The organism is Sphingobium sp. TomTYG72, from assembly GCF_055394715.1.
Map to the genome: position 1 here is coordinate 52,908 of NZ_AP027337.1, position 18,747 is coordinate 71,654.

Annotated in this window: 17 protein-coding genes; 15 read left to right on the forward strand and 2 right to left on the reverse strand. The window is 64.1% G+C overall.

Annotated features, from left to right (window positions below):
- Positions 1–21 precede the first annotated feature (21 nt).
- Positions 22–1,965 carry a PrkA family serine protein kinase gene (locus ACZ5U1_RS13655; protein WP_464780474.1) on the reverse strand — a complete coding sequence of 648 codons (1,944 nt, stop codon included), beginning with the start codon at positions 1,963–1,965 and terminating at the stop codon, positions 22–24.
- Positions 1,966–2,285: 320 nt separating this feature from the next.
- Here ACZ5U1_RS13655 and ACZ5U1_RS13660 point away from each other — a divergent pair, with 320 nt between their 5' ends.
- From ACZ5U1_RS13660 to ACZ5U1_RS13730, 15 genes are all read left to right on the forward strand, one after another.
- Positions 2,286–2,483 carry a hypothetical protein gene (locus ACZ5U1_RS13660; RefSeq protein ID WP_464780475.1) on the forward strand — a complete coding sequence of 66 codons (198 nt, stop codon included), beginning with the start codon at positions 2,286–2,288 and terminating at the stop codon, positions 2,481–2,483.
- A gap of 289 nt (positions 2,484–2,772) precedes the next feature.
- On the forward strand, positions 2,773–3,588 hold the full coding sequence (locus tag ACZ5U1_RS13665) for a universal stress protein (protein WP_464780476.1): 816 nt from the start codon (positions 2,773–2,775) through the stop codon (positions 3,586–3,588).
- A 273-nt stretch (positions 3,589–3,861) separates the two neighbouring features.
- Positions 3,862–4,770, forward strand: coding sequence for a Flp pilus assembly protein CpaB (gene cpaB / locus ACZ5U1_RS13670; RefSeq protein ID WP_464780477.1), 909 nt, complete (start codon positions 3,862–3,864; stop codon positions 4,768–4,770).
- Complete coding sequence (locus tag ACZ5U1_RS13675; protein ID WP_464780478.1) at positions 4,767–5,915, forward strand: type II and III secretion system protein family protein; 1,149 nt, start codon at positions 4,767–4,769, stop codon at positions 5,913–5,915. Before cpaB ends, ACZ5U1_RS13675 begins: the two co-directional genes overlap by 4 nt.
- 2 nt (positions 5,916–5,917) lie before the next feature.
- Positions 5,918–7,078, forward strand: coding sequence for an AAA family ATPase (locus tag ACZ5U1_RS13680; protein ID WP_464780479.1), 1,161 nt, complete (start codon positions 5,918–5,920; stop codon positions 7,076–7,078).
- Positions 7,075–8,409 (forward strand): CpaF family protein, encoded by a 1,335-nt coding sequence (locus ACZ5U1_RS13685; RefSeq protein WP_464780480.1) that lies wholly within the window; start codon positions 7,075–7,077, stop codon positions 8,407–8,409. Before ACZ5U1_RS13680 ends, ACZ5U1_RS13685 begins: the two co-directional genes overlap by 4 nt.
- Positions 8,406–9,305 (forward strand): type II secretion system F family protein, encoded by a 900-nt coding sequence (locus tag ACZ5U1_RS13690; protein WP_464780481.1) that lies wholly within the window; start codon positions 8,406–8,408, stop codon positions 9,303–9,305. The genes ACZ5U1_RS13685 and ACZ5U1_RS13690 overlap by 4 nt, the downstream gene beginning before the upstream one ends.
- A complete protein-coding gene (locus ACZ5U1_RS13695; protein WP_464780482.1) occupies positions 9,305–10,192 on the forward strand; it encodes a type II secretion system F family protein in 888 nt (295 codons plus the stop codon). The genes ACZ5U1_RS13690 and ACZ5U1_RS13695 overlap by 1 nt, the downstream gene beginning before the upstream one ends.
- Positions 10,189–10,797, forward strand: coding sequence for a tetratricopeptide repeat protein (locus tag ACZ5U1_RS13700; RefSeq protein ID WP_464780483.1), 609 nt, complete (start codon positions 10,189–10,191; stop codon positions 10,795–10,797). The genes ACZ5U1_RS13695 and ACZ5U1_RS13700 overlap by 4 nt, the downstream gene beginning before the upstream one ends.
- The gene (locus ACZ5U1_RS13705; protein WP_464780484.1) at positions 10,797–11,015 is read left to right on the forward strand and encodes a hypothetical protein; all 219 of its coding nucleotides are present in this window, start codon (positions 10,797–10,799) and stop codon (positions 11,013–11,015) included. The genes ACZ5U1_RS13700 and ACZ5U1_RS13705 overlap by 1 nt, the downstream gene beginning before the upstream one ends.
- Positions 11,012–12,772 (forward strand): TadG family pilus assembly protein, encoded by a 1,761-nt coding sequence (locus ACZ5U1_RS13710; protein WP_464780485.1) that lies wholly within the window; start codon positions 11,012–11,014, stop codon positions 12,770–12,772. Before ACZ5U1_RS13705 ends, ACZ5U1_RS13710 begins: the two co-directional genes overlap by 4 nt.
- 63 nt (positions 12,773–12,835) lie before the next feature.
- Complete coding sequence (locus tag ACZ5U1_RS13715; protein ID WP_464780486.1) at positions 12,836–13,021, forward strand: Flp family type IVb pilin; 186 nt, start codon at positions 12,836–12,838, stop codon at positions 13,019–13,021.
- Between the two features lie 124 nt (positions 13,022–13,145).
- On the forward strand, positions 13,146–13,490 hold the full coding sequence (locus ACZ5U1_RS13720) for a pilus assembly protein (protein WP_464780487.1): 345 nt from the start codon (positions 13,146–13,148) through the stop codon (positions 13,488–13,490).
- A gap of 230 nt (positions 13,491–13,720) precedes the next feature.
- Positions 13,721–14,683 (forward strand): aldo/keto reductase, encoded by a 963-nt coding sequence (locus tag ACZ5U1_RS13725; RefSeq protein ID WP_464780488.1) that lies wholly within the window; start codon positions 13,721–13,723, stop codon positions 14,681–14,683.
- 207 nt (positions 14,684–14,890) lie between these two features.
- Positions 14,891–17,038: an oxidoreductase gene (locus ACZ5U1_RS13730; protein WP_464780489.1), complete on the forward strand. Its 2,148-nt coding sequence runs from the start codon at positions 14,891–14,893 to the stop codon at positions 17,036–17,038.
- Positions 17,039–17,215: 177 nt separating this feature from the next.
- Here the strand turns inward: ACZ5U1_RS13730 and ACZ5U1_RS13735 are convergent, their stop codons facing one another.
- On the reverse strand, positions 17,216–18,658 hold the full coding sequence (locus ACZ5U1_RS13735) for a flavin-containing monooxygenase (protein WP_464780805.1): 1,443 nt from the start codon (positions 18,656–18,658) through the stop codon (positions 17,216–17,218).
- Positions 18,659–18,747 lie beyond the last annotated feature (89 nt).

An 18,747-nucleotide genomic window follows, 5' to 3' on the forward strand; every position in this document is an offset into this window, starting at 1 on the left:
GGCCTAAGCACCTCCATCCGTTTATCCGGCCTGCTTGACCCTTATATACCATTCCACCAGCCGACGGACCTGCCGTTCGGTGTAACCCCGCTCGATCATCCGCGCGACGAATTCGTCATGCTTGCCCGCTGTATCGCCGTCCTTCTTGGATCCGAAACTGATGACGGGCAGAAGGTCCTCGACCTGGCTGAACATCCGCTTTTCGATGACTTCGCGAATCTTTTCATAGCTCGTCCAGCTGGGATTGCGCCCATCATTGCTGGCCCGCATGCGCAGCGCGAACTTCACCACCTCGTTCCGGAAATCCTTAGGATTGGCGATCCCCGCAGGCTTTTCGGTCTTGGACAATTCCTGGTTGATGACTTCCCGGTCCAGAAGCTGCCCCGTGTCCGGGTCCTTGAAATCCAGGTCCTCGATCCAGGCGTCGGCATAGGCGACATAGCGGTCGAACAGGTTCTGACCATAGTCGTTATAGCTTTCCAGATACGCCTTCTGGATTTCATTGCCGATGAACTCGGCATAGCGCGGCGCAAGCTCGCCCTTGATGAATTCCAGATATTTGGCTTCCACATCAGCGGGGAATTGCTCCTGTCGGACCATCCCTTCCAGCACATACATGAGGTGGACGGGGTCGGCGGCTATTTCGCTGCTGTCATGGTTGAAGGTCGCCGACAGCGCCTTGAAGGCGAAGCGGGTCGACGTACCCGACATGCCCTCATCTACCCCGGCGGCATCCCGATATTCCTGCATGCTCTTGGCGCGCGGATCAATCTCCCGCAGCATTTCGCCGTCATAGACACGCATCTTGGAATAGAGGTTGCTGTTCTCATGCTCCCGCAACCGCGTGAGCACAGAAAAGCGCGCAAGCATGTCCAGTGTCCCCGGAGCGCAAGGCGCCTTGCTGAGGTCCGACTCCCTCAGCAGCTTTTCATACACATGCCGTTCTTCGGTCGCCTGCAAGCTATAAGGCACCTTGATGACATAGATACGGTCGATGAAAGCTTCGTTATTCTTGTTATTCTTGAAATTCGACCATTCCGATTCATTGGAATGGGCCATAATGATGCCGTTAAAGGGGATGGCCCCGATATTCTCGGTGCCGATATAATTGCCCTCCTGCGTCGCGGTCAGCAGCGGGTGGAGCATCTTGATCGGCGCCTTGAACATCTCGACAAATTCGAGCATTCCCTGGTTCGCGCGATTAAGGCCACCCGAATAGCTGTAGGCATCGGGGTCATTTTGCGACAGCATCTCCAGCTTGCGAATATCGACCTTGCCGACCAGCGAGCTGATGTCCTGATTATTCTCATCGCCCGGCTCGGTCTTGGCGATGGCGATCTGCCGCATGCGCGATGGCATCAGGCGGATGACCTTGAACTGGGAGATGTCGCCGGAAAACTCATCCAACCGCTTGCGCGCCCACGGGCTGATCATGCCGGTCAGCCGGCGGCGCGGGATGCCGTAATTTTCCTCGATGAACGCGCCGTGCGTTTCCGCATCGAACAGGGCGAGCGGGCTTTCGAAGATCGGGCTGATCTCATCCCCGGCCTTGAGCGCATAGATGGGATGCGTTTCCATCAGCGCCTTCAGCCGTTCCGCGAGCGACGACTTACCGCCGCCGACCGGGCCGAGCAGATAGAGGATCTGCTTGCGCTCCTCCAAACCCTGGCTGGCATGGCGCAGGAAGCTGACGATATGTTCGATCGTCGCTTCCATGCCGTAGAAATTGGCGAAGCTTTTGTATCGACGGATGGTGCGGTTCATGAAGATCCGCCCGAGCCGCTGGTCGCGGGATGTGTCTATGATCTCCGGCTCACCGATCGCCGCCAGCAGGCGCTCCGGTGCTGATGCATGCATCAAAGGATCATTGCGGCATCCCAGCAAATAATCCTCAATCGACATCTCGGCTTGACGCCGTTCGTCAAAATTCCGGGTGAAGCTCGAAAACAGTTCGCTTTTCGTCACTGACGACTCCCGCCGCAGTAGTCATGTTACGAATATAATACGCGCGAGCTCGCAAAAATAGGCCTACAAAATTGAATGACTGCAAAAAATTATTCCTGACCAGCTGAACATTTCGCGATAGGGTGTCTGCTGAGCGCGCGCCTCTTACCGATGCGTGTGCCCCGCTGCGAACTTTGCTGGGGTGGGCGCAGCCAACCTTCGCGCTGCGCCCTCCGACGCTTCAATTATTGCCATTGCCCCGGCCATTGCCGGAGCTTCCATTCCCGGAACTGCCGTTACCCGAGCTCCCGTTCCCCGAACTCCCGTTCCCGGAGCTTCCATTGCCCGAGCTGGTGCCACCCGTCGTAGTCCCGCCAGTGCTCGTCGTCGTGCCGCCGCCGCCAGTGCTGGAGCTTGTGCCGCCTCCCCCCGTCGATGAGCCCCCGCCAGTGCTGGTGCCCCCGCTGGATGAGCTTGACGAACTGGTCGAGCTACTCCCTGCGGATGATGCGAACAGGGCTACCTGCTGGTTCATCTGACTGCCTACCGCCTGCCCCAACAGCCAGGTCGCCCCGACCATCCCGCCGCCGATGATGGCCAGCAAAAGCGCATATTCGGCTGCCGTAGCGCCTCGACGATCGCGCCACAGTCTTGAAGCTGAAAAGATTCCAGGCATGATGCTTCCCCCATTCGCCGATGCGCCTTCCCGGCGCACGGCGTCCACACCCGCCTTTGGATATATAGCATAAATGCTATTAACCGCGATGGGCAAAGAAGGGTATAAGAAGGCGACCATTTTTCGCGGTCTTAAGAGCATGGAGAGGCGCGATGACATCCATTCTGCTCCACATTCACGACGATAGCGCCATGGAGAGCCGACTCCAGGCCGCAAGTGACATCGCCCGCGCGCTCGATGCCCATATCCACTGCGTGCAGGTCACCTCCATGCCCAACCTTGTCGCCGGCGATCTTTACGGCGGGGCATCCATCGCCCCCGCGATCATGGCCGAACTGCATCAGATCGATGCGCGCATGCGTGTTAAGGTAGAGCAACGGCTGCAACGCGAAGACGTGAATTGGGATTGGCGGCAGGTCGATGGCGACATCGTTCACGGCCTGCTTTCAGCGTCCGCCTTATGCGACTTCATGATCGTGACGCTGCCCGCTGGACCCCGGCGGGAAATGAGCGATCCATTGCATCTCGCCGCCGATCTGGCGATGGGCGGTCGCACGCCGGTCCTCGCCGTGCCGGAGGACGCACGGGGCATGATGATCACGGGCCGGGCGCTGGTCGCCTGGGAAGGATCGCGCGAGGCGTCGGCCGCGCTCCGTCTGGCCGTACCACTGCTGAAGCATGCCGGAGAAGTAGATGTGGTGACCGTCGAGGAGGCGGGCAAATATCCCTTCCCCGCGACCGATGCGCCCGAATATCTCTCCCGCCATGGCGTCAGGACGCAATTCCATACATGGCCGCAGGATGGCCGCACCGTAGAGGCAACGCTGAAAGCCGCGATCAATGTACTGAAGCCCGATTGGATGGTGATGGGCGCGTTCGGGCACAGCCGCTGGCGCGAACTCGTCTTTGGTGGCGTAACCCGCACGATGCTGCGCGAGGCGCATGTTCCGCTGTTGCTGGCGCACTGACGAGGCCGCATCGAAGCTCCGATCCGGAGAGATTGCGCCAAATTGAACCTTTCACGGGGTTGGGCACACGCAAGAAAAGCCCTTGCGCGCGCGGCACCACGCAAATGCCGGGCGAAGAAGTTAACGCCGGGCAATATTTGCCCCTCCGGTCCCATCAAATCGGCGGCATCTCCGGTCCCCTCTGCGGCCGATAACGCATAGATTTCCCGAAGCTACAGGGTCTTGCCTCCACGCGGGGCGATTTGCGTGGACGCAAGATCAAGGGGGAAATTGATGCAATTGGGGTGGAAAGCCAGGATCATGATGGTTGCGGGCATGGTTGCCGCCATGCTGTTCCTGCTGCTGGGCGTGCGTGAAATGCAACGGTCATCAGCCGCGACAGTCCCACCGATCCGGTCGGCAACGGACAGTCGATCCCCCCAAGCCGTCATCCTTGCATCCGCCGCCCGCCCGATCCGGACAGGCGAGACGATCACCGCCACGATGATCCGCAATGCAATAGCTGACCCCACTCGCCACCCGACCGCCGCCACGCCCGCCGAATTGATCGGTAAGGTCGCCGCCCGTGCCATCGCCGCAGGTGCGCTCATCCCCAGAGACGCGGTCGGCGGCGAGGAAAAGCTCGCGATCCGCGTGCCCGTCGGCATGCGGGCGATCAGCATCGACACCACGGCCGAAATCGCGGTGGCGGGCCTCGTCCGCCCCGGCGACCGCGTGGACGTACAGGTCGTCTATCCCGGCGCCGATGCCATCAGCGGCGCGCGTGGCGCAGGCCGCAGCCGCGCTCAGACATTGTTGCAGATGGTTCAGGTCCTCGCCGTGGGTGAGACGGTCCTCGGCACGACGCCAGCATCCGGCACCAAGGACCAGCTGTCCTCCCCGCCACCGCCCGCCCGAACCGTGACTCTCGCGCTCGATCCCGGTCAGGTCTCCATCCTATCACTGGCGAAAAGCACGGGCGCGCTCACTCTTTCTCTCCGCAATCCGGTGGACAGCGAGCAGGTCGCGGTCGCACCAGCCAACTCCCACGGCCCCGATCCCTCCCCACTCGGCCAAGCCCCAGTCGTGCGACCCGCGCCCGTGGCGGCACAGCCCCGTCCTGCCCCTACCCCCCGTCAGCCGATCGAGCTGGTCATCGGCGACCGCCGCGAAACCATCTATTCGGGGAGCGCGCAGCGTTGAAACTCATCCTCGCCCTCGCAGTGGCGCTCGCCGCAGCACCTCCCGCCCAGGCGCAGGATCAAAGGTCGCTGGCAATCCAGCAGAAGCGCACGCTCACCTATCCCCGCCCCATTGGCCGGATAGAAGTGGATCGCGACGACATCATTTCGGTCGCCGCGCCAACCGCCCGGTCCTTGAGCGTCACCGGAATAGGCGCAGGCACCACCACAATCAGCATATTCGGCCGCGACGGGTCGCTGATGGCGCAAACGCGCTTTGCCGTGTCGTCCTCCCCCGCAACCGCACGGGAGCCGGGCGCGCTCATGAGCCCCCGGATCGTCGCAGGCGAACAGGTCGTCGCCGTCGATGTCCAGTTTGCCGCCGTGTCCTCCTCCACTCTGAAGGCGCTTGGCTTCAACTTCTCCAAACTCAGCGGCGACATTCAGGGCGCGGTCGTCTCGCCCAGCAGCTTCAAGAGCGCCAGCTTCTCGCCCGGCGGCTCCTCGCTCGACGCCAGCGTGCCCATCCAGAATGCCTTCAACCTGTTCCTGTCCGCCCCCAATCGCGGCATCAACGCGGTGCTGAGCGCCCTGTCCTCCAACGGCCTGTCCGAACTGCTGGCCCAACCCACCCTGCTCGTCCGCTCGGGCGAACAGGCAAGCTTCCTCGCGGGCGGCGAAATACCCGTGCCCGTGCCGCAAGCGTCGGGCAACGCCATCTCCATCCAATATAAGGAATTCGGCGTCCGCCTCTCCGTCACCCCCTTCGTCCTCTCTCCCGACCAGATCGTGCTGAAGATCGCGCCGGAGGTCAGCGAACTCGACTATAATAGCGGAGTCCAGTTGCAGGGCTATGTCGTGCCCGGCCTGCGCCGCCGATCGGCCGAAACAACGGTCGAACTGGGCAGCGGCCAGAGCTTCGTGATCGCGGGCCTAAGCTATTCCAGCCAATCGACCACGCGAGAAAAGACGCCGTTGCTAGGCGACATCCCCGTGATCGGCGCCTTCTTCCGCCGCCAGCAGACCCAGAAGGAACGGCAGGAACTGGTCATCGTCGCAACGCCCCGGCTGGTGGGGCCGGTGCAGGCCAAGGATGTGCCCGCCCTGCCCGGATCGCTACTCGACACCAAAGACCCGGTCGTCCCCTTCGGCGTGGTGAGGCCATGACGATGGCGCGCATCATCCTTCTGTCGGTCGATCATAGCCTCGCCACCCGGATCAGCGAAGCCATGCAAGGCCGCGCGGCCGTCGAGCTGGTACAAGCAGTCACGCCGGATATGGTCGAGGGGCCTTGCGTAATCCTGGTGGACCGGGACGCAATCCCTACAGAACGCTCGATAGCAACAGCCCTGTCGGCAGTGGCCGAAGGCGCGACCGGACGCCCGATCGTGCTTGTCACCGGCGAAACAGGTGCCGACGAGATATTGCACGCCATCCGCTCCGGCGCGGACGATGTCATCCCCCGCGCGGCGGAGGGTGACGAAATCGCCGCGATTCTCGGACGCCTCCTCAACCGCTCGACCGCCGATCATGGCAAGGGCGGACGGCTGACCCTGGTCCTAGGCGCCGATCCGGAAGCCGCCGCGATGGTCGCTACCGACATGGCGGTCAGCCGCGCCCGCGCCGGTTCATCGACGCTATTGATCGACTTCACCATGCCAACCAGCGCGGCAGAGGCCTATCTCGACCTGCCAGTGAGCTACGGCATCGCCTCAGCCATCGCCGACATAGAGCGGCTCGACGCGAGCCTGCTGTCGAGCGCTCTCGCCCGGCATGATCCCAGCGGCCTGATGCTCCTCACGCTGGACGGCGGAGCAGGGACGGAGCCTGCGGGCATCGCGCCAGCCGATATAGCCGCGCTCGTCCGCCTGCTGCGGGCATGCTGCGGCGACCTGATCCTCTGCGCGGGCAGCCTGCGTCACCCGGTCCTGCTTCGCACGCTGGCCTCGCTCGCCGACCGCATCGAGCTGGTTTGCGCGCAATCCATCCGCGAGATGGACGCCTGCCGCCGCCTGCTCGACCGCATCGGCGACGATGAGGCAAGCCTGTCACGCACACGCCTGCTCGTCTGGGATCATCAGCCCGCCATATTGCTGGACAGCCGCCGCATGGCCGACATCCTGCGCACAAACAGCACCCTACCGCTCCCCATCGACCAAGTCCGCCTGCGCAATGCCCTGAACGCAGGCCGTCCGCTTGCGATGGAAGCCACCCCAGACCGCTACATGCGCGCGATCCGCACCGCCTGCGGCATCGAACCACAGCGATCGTCCAAGAGCCTGGAGCGTCTCCGCCGCCTCCTCCAGCGCCCGGTGGAACCAGCAGCATGAGCCTGCTCTTCGACACCGGCCTGCCACGCGGCACGGCACGCCCCGCTCCGGTAGCGCAGCCAGCCGCCCAGCGGATGAGCGACAGCTATCAGGCCGTCATGGCCCAGACCTGCGCGCAAGTCATCGAACAGCTGGAAGCACGCGGCAGCACCGCCGAAACATTAGGCGCACGGGCACTGCGCGCTGAGATCGAGCAGGTCATCACCAGCCGAAGCAGGCGCGGGCAGTTAGCCCTCAATGCAGCGGAAAGATTACTGCTAATCGAGGATGTGGAGGACGAAGTCGCCGGACTCGGCCCGCTAGCCCCACTACTCCGCGATGGCAGCATCGACGACATCATCGTCAACGGCTCGGGCACCATCTATGTCGAACGTAGCGGCCTCCTGGAGAAGGTCGACCGACGCTTCCGCGACGACGCCCACCTCATGAACATCATCCAGCGCATCGTCGGCCCCATCGGCCGCCGCGTGGACGAGGCCAGCCCCTATGTCGACGCGCGCCTTGCCGACGGCTCCCGCGTCAATATCGTCATCCCGCCGGTCGCGCTGGACGGCCCGATGCTGTCGATCCGCAAGTTCCGCATGCAGGCACTGGGCATAGAAGATTTCATCAACCGTCAGGTGATGAGCGCTGAAATGGCCGCCTATCTCGCCGCCGCTGTGCGGTCGCGGCTCAACATCCTCATCTGCGGCGGGACGGGCGCGGGAAAATCCACCCTGCTCAACATGCTATCCCATTTCATTAGCGACCGCGAGCGGCTGATCACCATAGAGGACGCCGCCGAGTTGCAGTTGCGGCAGGACCATGTCGTCCGGCTGGAAACCCGCCCGCCCAATGTCGATGGCAATCGAGAGATCAGCGCGCGTGAACTCGTCCGCAACGCGCTGCGCATGCGCCCCGACCGCATCATCCTGGGCGAAGTGCGCGGCGTCGAGGTGGTGGAAATGCTGCAAGCCATGTCCACCGGCCATGACGGATCGATGGCGACCCTCCACGGCAATTCCCCCCGCGACGCCTTCGCCCGCCTCGAAATGCTGATGGGCTTTGCCGGGGTCCAGAATGACATCCGCGCGATCCGGCGCTTCATCGCCAGCAGCGTGCATGTCGTGGTGCATATTCAGCGTCTCTCCAACGGCAGCCGCCGCGTCACCGGCGTGACGGAAGTCACCGGCATCGAAGGCGAAGCCTATTCCTTCAACGAACTGTTCAGCTTTCACGAACAGCCCGCCATGTCCGGCATAGGCGAATTTCGCATACACTCGTCCCGCCCATTTTTCGAACCCCGCCTGCGCGACTATGCGCCCGCCCCCCTCAGGCAGAACATAGTATGAAGGCGGCGGCGTTCCTCCTGCTCGCGCTGTTGACGTTGGCGGCGGCGGCATCCCCGCTGCTGATCCTGCGCATACGGGAACAGGCGCGGCTTTCGCGACGGTTGGCGGCGATCGTTCCCGGCGACGCCCCAGCATCCCGCCAAAGCGTCCGCCTGACGGTCCCCAGCCTCGCCGCGCCACTACTGGCCCGCGCGCAACTGGAGATCACGACCCGCGCGATCGGCATCTTGGGCGGCTGCATGGCGTTATTCACCCTCGCCACACTGCTGGCCGCCGGTCCAGTCGCGACAGTCATCCTGCTACCGCTCCCGCCCGCGATTCTGTTCCTGTGGATCAGGGCACGGGCGCAGCGCCGCGTGAATGCCCTTATCGAAGCCCTCCCCTTCTACATCGACGCCGTGCGCCAGATGCAGGCGGTCGGCAGCTCCCTGCCTCAGGCGCTGGAACGATCACTCACCGACGCACCCGGCATCGTCCGCAGCTATCTTGCGCCCGCCGCACGCCGCCTCGAACTCGGCACCCCGGTGAGCGAGGCAATGCAGCAACTCGCCGACCGGCTGCGCGTTCCTGAAATGTCGATGCTGGCCGCCGCGATCCGCACCAATATGCGCTATGGCGGCCCCGTCAGCGCGGTGCTGTCGAACCTCTCCGCCATCCTGCGCGAACGCATCCGCATCGCCCGAGAGCTGAAGGCCGCGACGTCCGAAGCAAAGGTCAGCTCCCGCGTCCTGATCGCCATGCCGATCGTCGCGATGGCGCTGCTGATGGCGTCCAACCCCGCCTATATCGACTTCTTCCTAGATGATGCGCGGGGGCACCGGATGGCTGTGATCGCCATCGGGCTTCAGGTTGCGGGCATGCTCGTCATGCGCCGGGTGATGAGGCTCGCCTTCTGATGCCCTCGGCCTTTCTCCTCGCCTGCCTCCTCATGGCGCTCATCGGGATTGGCGTCGCCATGCTCGGCGGCCGAATGCTGATCGCCGACCAAAGGCTTGAGGCACGGCTCGCCCGGCTTGCGCCAACGAGGCAAGCCAAGCCCGCGCTGCGCCTGCCCACCATCCTAGGAGCTGAGGGCCGCAACCGGTCCACCCTCGAACGCCAATTGCAGCTAGCCGGTTATCAAGACCCCCGCGCCATCAACCACTTCCTCTGGCTGCGCCTAGCCGCAACCCTGCTAGCCGCGCTGCTGGCCGCGCTCCTCTGCCGCATCCTCTGGCACGGCTGGCTATCCCGCCCGATGCTGATCGTCATTGCTGCAGGGCTCGCCTTCGTCGGCGCACGGCAGGTGCTGAACCTGCTCGCATCCGGCCGGGCAAGGAAGATCACCGCCGAATTTCCCTTCCTGCTCGATCTCATGCTGATGATGCTGGAAAGCGGCGTGTCGCTAGACCAATGCTTCCGCTCCATCGCCCGCGACGAGCAGGTCGCGGTGCCGCACCACGGCCAGCTGATCGCCCTGCTCGTAACCGATCTCGACCGGGGCATGCGCTACGAACTGGCACTCGACCGCTGGGCATCACGGGTAGCAGTCAGCGGCGCGAAAGAACTCGCATCCCTCTTCCGCCAGGCCATGTTCCAGGGGATAGAGCTTGCCCCGGCCCTGCGCGAATTTGCCCGCGAATTCACCCAGCGCCGCGTAGCCCGTGCGCGGGAAGCAATGGGCGGCATCACCGTGCGCATGGTCGTGCTGATGATCCTCTTCTTCATGCCCGCCCTGTTCATCGTTCTGGGCGGGCCGCCGGTCGTCGCCATCCTCGACACCTTGCGAGCGAGCGCGCGATGATGTGGCTCCTCCCCCTGCTGCTCGCTGCCGCCGACACATCCGGTTCGACCCGCAGCCTCTATCTACAACTCATCCATCAGGCGCGCGCCGACGGCAGGCCGCGCGCCGCCATCGCCTATCTCGACGATTTCGACCGCCGCTACCCCGGCGACCGCGACGCCCGCATCCTGCGCGTCAACAGCCTGCTAGACCTCAACGACCTCAATGCGGCCGAAGCAGCAGCCGCAGCGCTCCCCGACCACGGCGGCAGCGCGTTACGCGGCCACCTGCTCGCCGCACGCGGACACTGGTCCGAAGCCATAGCGTCCTACAGCCAAGCCGTGCAGGCAAGCCCCGCCGACCCCATGCTCCGCAACGCCCTCGGCTTCGCCCAGCTACGCGCGGGGCTAGCGGCAGACGCGGCGGAAAGCCTGCGCGGCGCGCTGGACCTGTCGCCGGGCACACCAGTAATCCGCAACAACCTCCTGCTCGCGCTAAAGGCAGCCGGTCAAAATGCCGAGGCGGAAGCCCTCCTCTCCACCATCCGCGATAGCCATGAGCGCGACGCGCTTCGCCGTCAGATCGCCGCGCAAGCCGCTCGTCTTCCCGCACCAAAGGACCGCTGATGCTCTACCTTTGCCTCCTGTCGGCCGCTGCCCCCACGCTCCCCCAGCCTGATCAGGCGCGCCGCGTCATCGAATGGCAGCTACGCTCACCACCCCGCGCCCCGGAAAGCACCGGCCTCAGCGCGGAAGAAGCAGAGGTCATTCGCAACCGCTACCTGCAATCCATCGGCCAGCCCCTGCCCCGCTCCGCCGATCAGGACGCCCCCGCCTTCCCATGATGCTGCTCCGCCGCCTCCATCCCCTGTGGCAAGACCGGCGCGCAGCCGTGGTGCCGATGGTCGCGGCGTTCGGCGCAGCGCTGGTCGGCGCGATGGGCTTCGCCCTCGACGCAGGCCTCTATTATGCGGGAAACCGCGACCTGCGCGCCGCGACCGAAAGCGCCGCCCTCGCCGCCGCCCTGTATCCCGCACAAGCCGAAGCGCGCGCCCGCGACAGCCTCAGCCGTAACGGCTATGATCCCGCAATCCTGCGTTCGGTGGAGCTTGGCCGCTATTGCCCCGACGCGGCCCTATCCGCGCCCCAGCGGTTCGACGCCAGCTTCTCCCGCTGCCCCGGCAACGGCCAGCCCAATGCCATCCGCATCCGCACCGGCAAGCCCAGCCGCCAATTCTTCACCCGCGTTCTGGGTGGCGCCAATCCCATACCTGACCTGTCCGCCACCGCCACCGCCGCGCGCATCGACGAAGCAGGCATCGGCGTCAGTTCCGGCATCCTCGCCGTTACCAATTCGCTGGTGAACAGCGTCAACGATCTGCTCGGCGGGCTGCTCGGTATCCAGTTGCAGTTGGGAGCCAGCGACGTTCAGACGCTGATGGGCGGCTATGTCGATGCAGGCCGCTTCTTCGACGCACTGGCGCAGCGCGTAGGCGAAACGGGCACCTATGGCACCCTGACCAGCCGCAGCGTGGGTTTGCGCGACCTGATGCTAGCGGCGGCAAGCGCGGCCGACCAACCAGCCACCGCCGCCACCCTGACCCTAGTCGCAGGCCAGGTGAGCAATAGCTACTCCGTGCCATTGCAGGGCCTCTTCGGCCTTGGCGTATGGAAGAACATGCCAGTCGGCGAGGCGGACGAGCAACCCGGCCTGCGCGCCGGACTCAACGCCTATCAGCTTTTCGCCTTCGCCGTTCAGGCGGGCAATGGCAGCATCGACCTGTCCGACGCCATCAGCCGCGTCGCATCGGGCAGCACGATCCGCCTCGCCGCCGTCGCCACCGGCCCGGTCGACCGGCCCCGCTTCTCCTTCGGACCAGCGGGCGAAACCAGCGCCAGCACATCGGCGCTACGGTTGCAGCTGAACCTTGGCCTCAACCTCAACATATTGGGGATCGGCGTCGAATCCGTCCCGCTGCTTATCGACATCGCCGCAGCCCGTGCCGAAGTCAGCGCCATAGATTGCGCCAACACGGCGGAGCAGGCGCGCGACAGCCGGGTGAGCATTGTCGCCACCTCCGGCCTCGTCAACGCCTATATCGGTCAGGCGCCCGCCAACGCCATGAGCCGCCCGATGCCGCCGCTCTCCGCCGACGATATTGCGCCCGCCCGCATCCTGAACGTCCTCAACCTCATCACCGCCGACGCCCGCGCAGTCGCGCAGCCGGTGATGGGCAATAGCGGAACGCTGATTTTCGGGCCGGGCGGTCAGGGGACGATCGGCCGCCCCGGCACGCCCGGAACACCGGCCACCATCGGCAACGGGTCGCAAACGGGACCGCTGCTGACATCACTCACCAACAGCCTCAGCGGCCCGAGCGGCCTTCAGGTGAAGGCGCTCAACCTCTGCATCTGGCCGGTCTGCGACGCGAGCGCCACGCGGTCCCAGCTGCTCGGCGCCATCACCACGCCGCTGGCGGCGCTCATCGGCAACACCGCGGACCCACTGCTCGACAATCTGCTCGCCGCGCTCGGCATCCAGCTTGGCCATGCGACCATGTGGGTCACGGGCGCCCGCTGCGGCGTGCCGGTGCTGATTTAAAGGAGACCGGCGGCGCGATCCCCTCCACGCGCCGCCCGTTCCGACCGGAGGGATATGAGGAGAATGACGATGATCATCGATGTCGCACGAAAGTTCATGAAGCGCCTGGCGCGCGACGAAAAAGGCCTCACCGCCGTGGAATATGCCGTGCTGGGCGGCGTGGTCGTAGCCGCCATCTCTGCACTACGCGGCGACTTCACCGCAGCGCTGGACGGCGCCTTCACGTCCCTGTTCAACAGCGTCACCTAAACTCCCGATGAAAGCCCATCGCAGGAGGAGCCGCGCGTCCGCGCCCCGGCTCCTCCCCCGGCTCCTCCATTGCCAGAAAGGCATCGCCGCGCTGGAATTCGCGCTCATCACTCCGGCGCTGCTGATGCTCATCTTCGCGATCATCATCTATTCCTTCTGGTTCTCGGCCCTGCTCGGCGTCCGCCATGCCGCTGCGGAAGGCGCGCGCGCCGCGATGGCGGGCCTTTCCTCCAGCGAACGCGCCACACTGGCCCGCACCCGCGCGCAGGCCGTCATCAACGGCTATGGCGCGCTGCTCTCTTCCGGAGGGACCCCCGACATTCAGGCTGCGCCGGATGGCATAGGACAGTTCAAGGTTCAGGTTAGCTACGACATGAGCGGGTCGCCACTGATGCGCTACTCCACCTTCATCCCCTTGCCTTCGACCACGCTCGGCGCGACGGTGATCGTCACCAACGGCAGCTATTGACCGGCCCGGCTTGCCGCCATGCCGCACCGTCTACGAATATCAACAATCCCCCTTTCCTTTTCGCCGACGGCTGCGTAACTGTCCGCTCTCGCCATGACGCGCGCGCAACATTGATTGTCCGCGCGTCGCGGGATGTCCGGAGCGGCGCTGAGCACTAGTTCGGATGTCCGCGGGGTAGTTTAGGGCACGCTTTTGCACCCGCAAGAGACGCCGCCATGCAGGAGTTAGCCATGCTTTCAAAGGTCACGCTCGCCAATACCGACCTCTCGGTCAGCCGTCTGTGCTATGGCACCAACATGCTCGGCTGGTCGATCGACCAGGACCGCAGCAACGCGATCCTCGACAAGTTCGTCGAGCTGGGCGGCAATTTCGTCGACACCGCTCGTTCCTATGGTGACTGGATGCCCGACGCGCCGAAGGGCGCCAGCGAACGCGCCATCGGCGCCTGGCTAAAGGGCAAGAAGCGCGAAGACGTCATCGTCGCGACCAAGGGCGGCCATTTCGACATGCGCGCTGGCGACTATCGCAACCGCGTCAACGCCACCGACATCGGCAGCGACCTCAATGAGAGCCTTGAGCATCTGGGCGTCGACACGATCGACCTCTACTGGGTTCACATGGACAATCCGGAAACCCCGGTCGCCGAACTGATCGACTTCCTGAACGAAGCGAAGAATGCGGGCAAGATCCGCTATTTCGGCGCATCCAACTGGTCCGACGCCCGCGTGCTCGAAGCCAATGAATACGCCAAGGCAAACGGCAAGGCTGGCTTCATCGCCGTCGAACCCTTCTGGGGCCTCGCCAAGCCCAATGAAGAGGCCGCCACGGCTCAGGGCTACCAGATGTATTTCGAAGATCATGGCGGCAAGCTCAAGGATGCTGGCCTCGCCATCATCCCCTATTGCTCGCAGAGCCGCGGCTACTTCGCCTTCGCCGAAAAGGGTGAAGTGCCCGAGCATCTTCAGGGCTTCTACGACAACCCGGTCAACAAGGACCGCCTGGCCGCTGCCAAGGACATCGCCGCCAAGCATGGCGTCAGCGTTTCGGACGTGGCGCTGGCCTATCTCCTGAACCAGCCGCAGCAGGTGATCCCCATCTTCGGCGCGTCCAGCCCGGCCCGTATCGAGGAAGCCGTCAAGGCCGCCTCGCTCACCCTGTCGGCTGACGAGGTAGCGGCGCTGAAGATCGGCTGATCTTCCTAAGCTCAAAATGAATGAAAGGGGGGCGATCCGACGATCGTCCCCTTTTTTATTGTTCATCCCGATCAAATTTGCGCGAAGCGATCAATCTGGAATAGATCGTGCAAATTCTTACGCGATCACCATTATTTTTGCCTGACTAACGACAAAGAACGCGATAAAAGGATGACGACCATACGCATGTGGCAAATCTAGGAGATCATGATGACCGCTGCCCTTTCACAATCACGGTCGGGCGCAGCGCCTGCATCTCTCACCAGTCCGGGCCAGATCGGCGCGCTGGCCCTCCCCAACCGAATCATCGTCACCGCCATGGGCGTCAGCCTGGCCGAAGCGGACGGCACGGTCAGCCAGCGCCTGATCGATTATCATGTCGCGCAGGCAAAGGGCGGCGCGGGCCTGATCATCATGGGCGTCACCGGCGTCGCTTGGCCCGTGGGCGCGGTTCAGCCCAACCAGACCGCGATCTCGGACGACCGCTTCCTGCCGGGACTCACGAAACTTACCGCCGCCGTCCACGCTGCTGGCGGCCGGATCGCGGCACAACTCCATCATGGCGGCCTCGTCGCCGGGCATAGCGCGCAGGACGGCCATCCCCTTTGGGCTCCGGCCTATCCGCCACCATTCGCAGGCGACTTCCCCGACTATTTCCTGCCCGAAGAGATGGCGGCATTCGCGGGCGGCGTGGTGCCGGAAATCAAGGTGCTGGAGAAGGCCGACATCGACCATGCCGTCCGCCAGTTCGCCGACGCAGCGCTCCGTGCCAAGCGCGCCGGAATGGACGGCCTGGAAATCCATGGCGGCCATGGCTACCTCCTCTCCTCCTTCGTCTCCCCGTCCACCAACACGCGGCAGGATGAATATGGCGGCGACGTGCCGGGCCGCGCACGCCTGTTGCTGGAGGTCGTGCGCGCCGTTCGCGCGGCGGTCGGCCCCGACTTCCCGATGTGGGTCAAGATGGACTCACGCGAACTGGGCAAGAAGAACGGCATCACCATCGACCATGCCCTCGAACTGGCGCCGCTGGTCGAGGCGGCAGGGGCCGACGCCCTCACGATCACCGCCTATCATGACGTTGGCCAGGGCAAACTCCACTCCGGCTCCAACATCCCGCACGAACCCGCCTTCAATCTGGAAGCCGCCGCCTCCATCCGGAAGGTCGTTTCCATCCCCGTGATCGCATCGGGCCGGGTGGAAATCGACCGGGGCGAAAAGGGATTGGCGCAGGGCGAATTCGACTTCCTCGCCATGGGCCGCAAGCTGCTCGCGGACCCGGATCTGCCCCGCAAGCTGGCGGAGGGCCGGGTCGCCGACATTCGCCCCTGCATCTACTGCTATACCTGCGTCAGCACCGCCTATCTGCGCGAACAGGTCCGCTGCGCCGTCCGGTCGGAAACGGGCTATGAGGACCTGGACTGGTCACCGGCCAAGGTTCCGGGCCATGTCGTGATCGTCGGCGGTGGCCCCGGCGGCATGGAGGCCGCGCGCAGGCTGGAGCTTGCGGGGGCCAAGGTCACGCTCATTGAAAAATCCGATCGTCTGGGCGGCACGCTGCGCTTCGCGGGTCTCGCCTATGAACCCAATGAGCGGCTGCTCAACTGGCTGCGCGACCAGATCGGCCAGTCGAAGGTCGATGTGCGCCTGAAGACGGTGGCGACCCCGGAACTGATCGCCAGCCTGATGCCCGACAAGGTCATCGTCGCGACCGGCGCCGTGCGCGACATGCCGCCGATCCCCGGCAATGATCAGGATTTCGTGCTGTCGGGCGACGACCTGCGCGGCATGATGCTGGGCGAGGACTCCGCCGAAATCCGCCGCAAGACCAGCTGGACGACCCGCGTCGCGACGAAGCTCGGCGCGGCGACCGGCGCAACCGCCAATCTCGATCTGGTGCGCAAGGCCACCCACGCCTGGATGCCGCTCGGCAAGCGCGTCGTCATCATCGGCGGTGAACTGGTCGGCGTGGAGCTAGCCGAATTCCTGATGGAGCGCGGCCGTGAAGTCACGGTCATCGGCGAAGCCGTGAAGTTCGGCGGCGGCCTGCTGCTGGTGCGCCGCATGCGCCTGCTGGCGGAACTGCGCGAACATGGCGTGGCCATGTTCCCCGGCGCGAGCGGCATCGCGATCGGCAAGAACAGCGTCAGCTTCACCAATGCAGACGGCGAGCAGAAGAGCGTCGCTGCCGACCATGTCGTGGTGGCCATGGGCGCCCACGGCGACTCCACCCTCGCCAACGCGCTCCGCGCGCAGGGCCATGATGTGGTGGAGGTCGGCGACGGCACCGGCGTCACCTATATCGAAGGCGCGATCCGTGGCGCGGCTGAGGCGGTGGCGGCAATGGGCCGCTAAAAAGCCTTTTGGAATGAAGAAGGGGAGCGCCACAACGCTCCCCTTGCCTATTTGATCTACCCCCTCCCCCGTTCGGGCTGAGCTTGTCGAAGCCCTCTACTTCCAAAAAGAAGTAGGACCCTTCGACAGGCTCAGGGTGAACGGTAACAAGGGGCAGTGCGCCCCAAGCCAACGGCCCTAGCGCCCAACCAATTCAGCCCCAGCCTCAACCCGATAATCCGCCATCACTGGCGCCGCCATCGCATCGGCAAACGCCTCATAGCTCCACGGCCAGCTAGCCGGGACACCGGTCGCATCCAGATACCAGCTGTTACAACCCGATCCGAAGATCGTCGTGCGCGCCGCCGCAATGCGCCGTTCCTCATAATCGGCATGAGCGTCAGCACTCGGTTCAACCGTCCGCACCTCTCCAGACCGGAGCAGGTCCAGCAACTGATCGACATAGGCCCATTGCTTCTCCGCAATATCGATCAGCGAGAAGTTGCCGACAGGTCCCGTCGGCCCATTCAACATGAAGAAATTCGGAAAGCCCGGTATCGTCACAGCATAATAAGCGGTCGGACGAACGGACCACACATCGTCCAGGGATACGCCATCCCGGCCCAACACCGTTGTCGGCCGGATGAAACGATCGGCATGAAAGCCCGTCGCCAGCACCAGCGTATCGAGTTCATGGAGCCGTCCATCCTCCATCCGCACGCCCTTGGCTTCGACGCGCGCGATGCGGTCACGCTCCACCTCGACGTTGGGGTGCTGGACGGCATCATAATAGGACCAGCTGTAGATCAGCCGCTTGCACGCCGCCCGATAATTGGGGCGCAGCTTTTCCTTCAATTCAGGATCACGGATGCTGTTTTCCAGATTGTCGAGGCAAATTTGCTCGATCGCCGCAATCTCCGGGCCATGCGTGTCCGTGATCGCGTGCGTAAAGCGGAAGATGTTGTCCCAATATTCCTTGTTGTTGCGAATGTCGTCGATCAACGCGGGATCGCGACGGAATGCTTCCTTCTCTTCCTCGCTATACTGGAAATAGGGAACCGGCATGATCCACTGCGGCGACCGCTGGAAATGCACCAGTTTCGACGCACATGTATTGAGTGCCGTGATGATCTGCACGCCGGTAGACCCATTGCCGATGACGCCGACCCGCGCCCCATCGACCGGGGCATCATCTTGCCAGCGGGCACTGTGGAAAGCCTGCCCCTCGAAACTGCTCAGCCCTTCAATATCGGGCAACTTGGGATGGTGCAGCACACCCGAAGCGGCGATGACGACTTCGGCCTCAACCTCCTCACCAGTGATCAGCCCCAGCCGCCAGACGCCAGCGCCCTCGTCCCACACGGTCGACACCACTTCGCTGTTGAAGCGGACATGCGGCATGATGCCATATTTCTCGGCCGTCTTTTCGAAATAGGTCTGAATCTCGCCGCCCTTGGCATAATAGGCGTCCCACTCCGCATAAGGCTCAAAGCTGTAGGTATAGGCATGCGCAGGCACATCGCAGGTCAGGCCCGGATAGCGGTTTTCCCGCCAGGTGCCGCCCAGCCGCCCGGCCTTTTCATATACGGTGAAATCTTCCCCCGCCTGGCGCAGGCGAATGGCGGCAAGGATGCCCGCCATGCCCGCTCCAATAACGGCGAAGCGCAGACCTTTGCGGCCCTGATCGATGGTCAAGTCACTCTCCTGTCGGTTATGTTTCTGACCATCAT

Coding starts and splice junctions, on each gene's coding strand:
- ACZ5U1_RS13665 (WP_464780476.1), top strand. CDS start 2,773: ATGACATCCATTCTGCTCCACATTCACGACGATAGCGCCATGGAGAGC.
- cpaB (WP_464780477.1), top strand. CDS start 3,862: ATGCAATTGGGGTGGAAAGCCAGGATCATGATGGTTGCGGGCATGGTT.
- ACZ5U1_RS13680 (WP_464780479.1), top strand. CDS start 5,918: ATGGCGCGCATCATCCTTCTGTCGGTCGATCATAGCCTCGCCACCCGG.
- ACZ5U1_RS13685 (WP_464780480.1), top strand. CDS start 7,075: ATGAGCCTGCTCTTCGACACCGGCCTGCCACGCGGCACGGCACGCCCC.
- ACZ5U1_RS13690 (WP_464780481.1), top strand. CDS start 8,406: ATGAAGGCGGCGGCGTTCCTCCTGCTCGCGCTGTTGACGTTGGCGGCG.
- ACZ5U1_RS13695 (WP_464780482.1), top strand. CDS start 9,305: ATGCCCTCGGCCTTTCTCCTCGCCTGCCTCCTCATGGCGCTCATCGGG.
- ACZ5U1_RS13700 (WP_464780483.1), top strand. CDS start 10,189: ATGATGTGGCTCCTCCCCCTGCTGCTCGCTGCCGCCGACACATCCGGT.
- ACZ5U1_RS13705 (WP_464780484.1), top strand. CDS start 10,797: ATGCTCTACCTTTGCCTCCTGTCGGCCGCTGCCCCCACGCTCCCCCAG.
- ACZ5U1_RS13710 (WP_464780485.1), top strand. CDS start 11,012: ATGATGCTGCTCCGCCGCCTCCATCCCCTGTGGCAAGACCGGCGCGCA.
- ACZ5U1_RS13715 (WP_464780486.1), top strand. CDS start 12,836: ATGACGATGATCATCGATGTCGCACGAAAGTTCATGAAGCGCCTGGCG.
- ACZ5U1_RS13720 (WP_464780487.1), top strand. CDS start 13,146: ATGCTCATCTTCGCGATCATCATCTATTCCTTCTGGTTCTCGGCCCTG.
- ACZ5U1_RS13725 (WP_464780488.1), top strand. CDS start 13,721: ATGCTTTCAAAGGTCACGCTCGCCAATACCGACCTCTCGGTCAGCCGT.
- ACZ5U1_RS13730 (WP_464780489.1), top strand. CDS start 14,891: ATGATGACCGCTGCCCTTTCACAATCACGGTCGGGCGCAGCGCCTGCA.
- ACZ5U1_RS13735 (WP_464780805.1), bottom strand. CDS start 18,658: ATGGCGGGCATCCTTGCCGCCATTCGCCTGCGCCAGGCGGGGGAAGAT.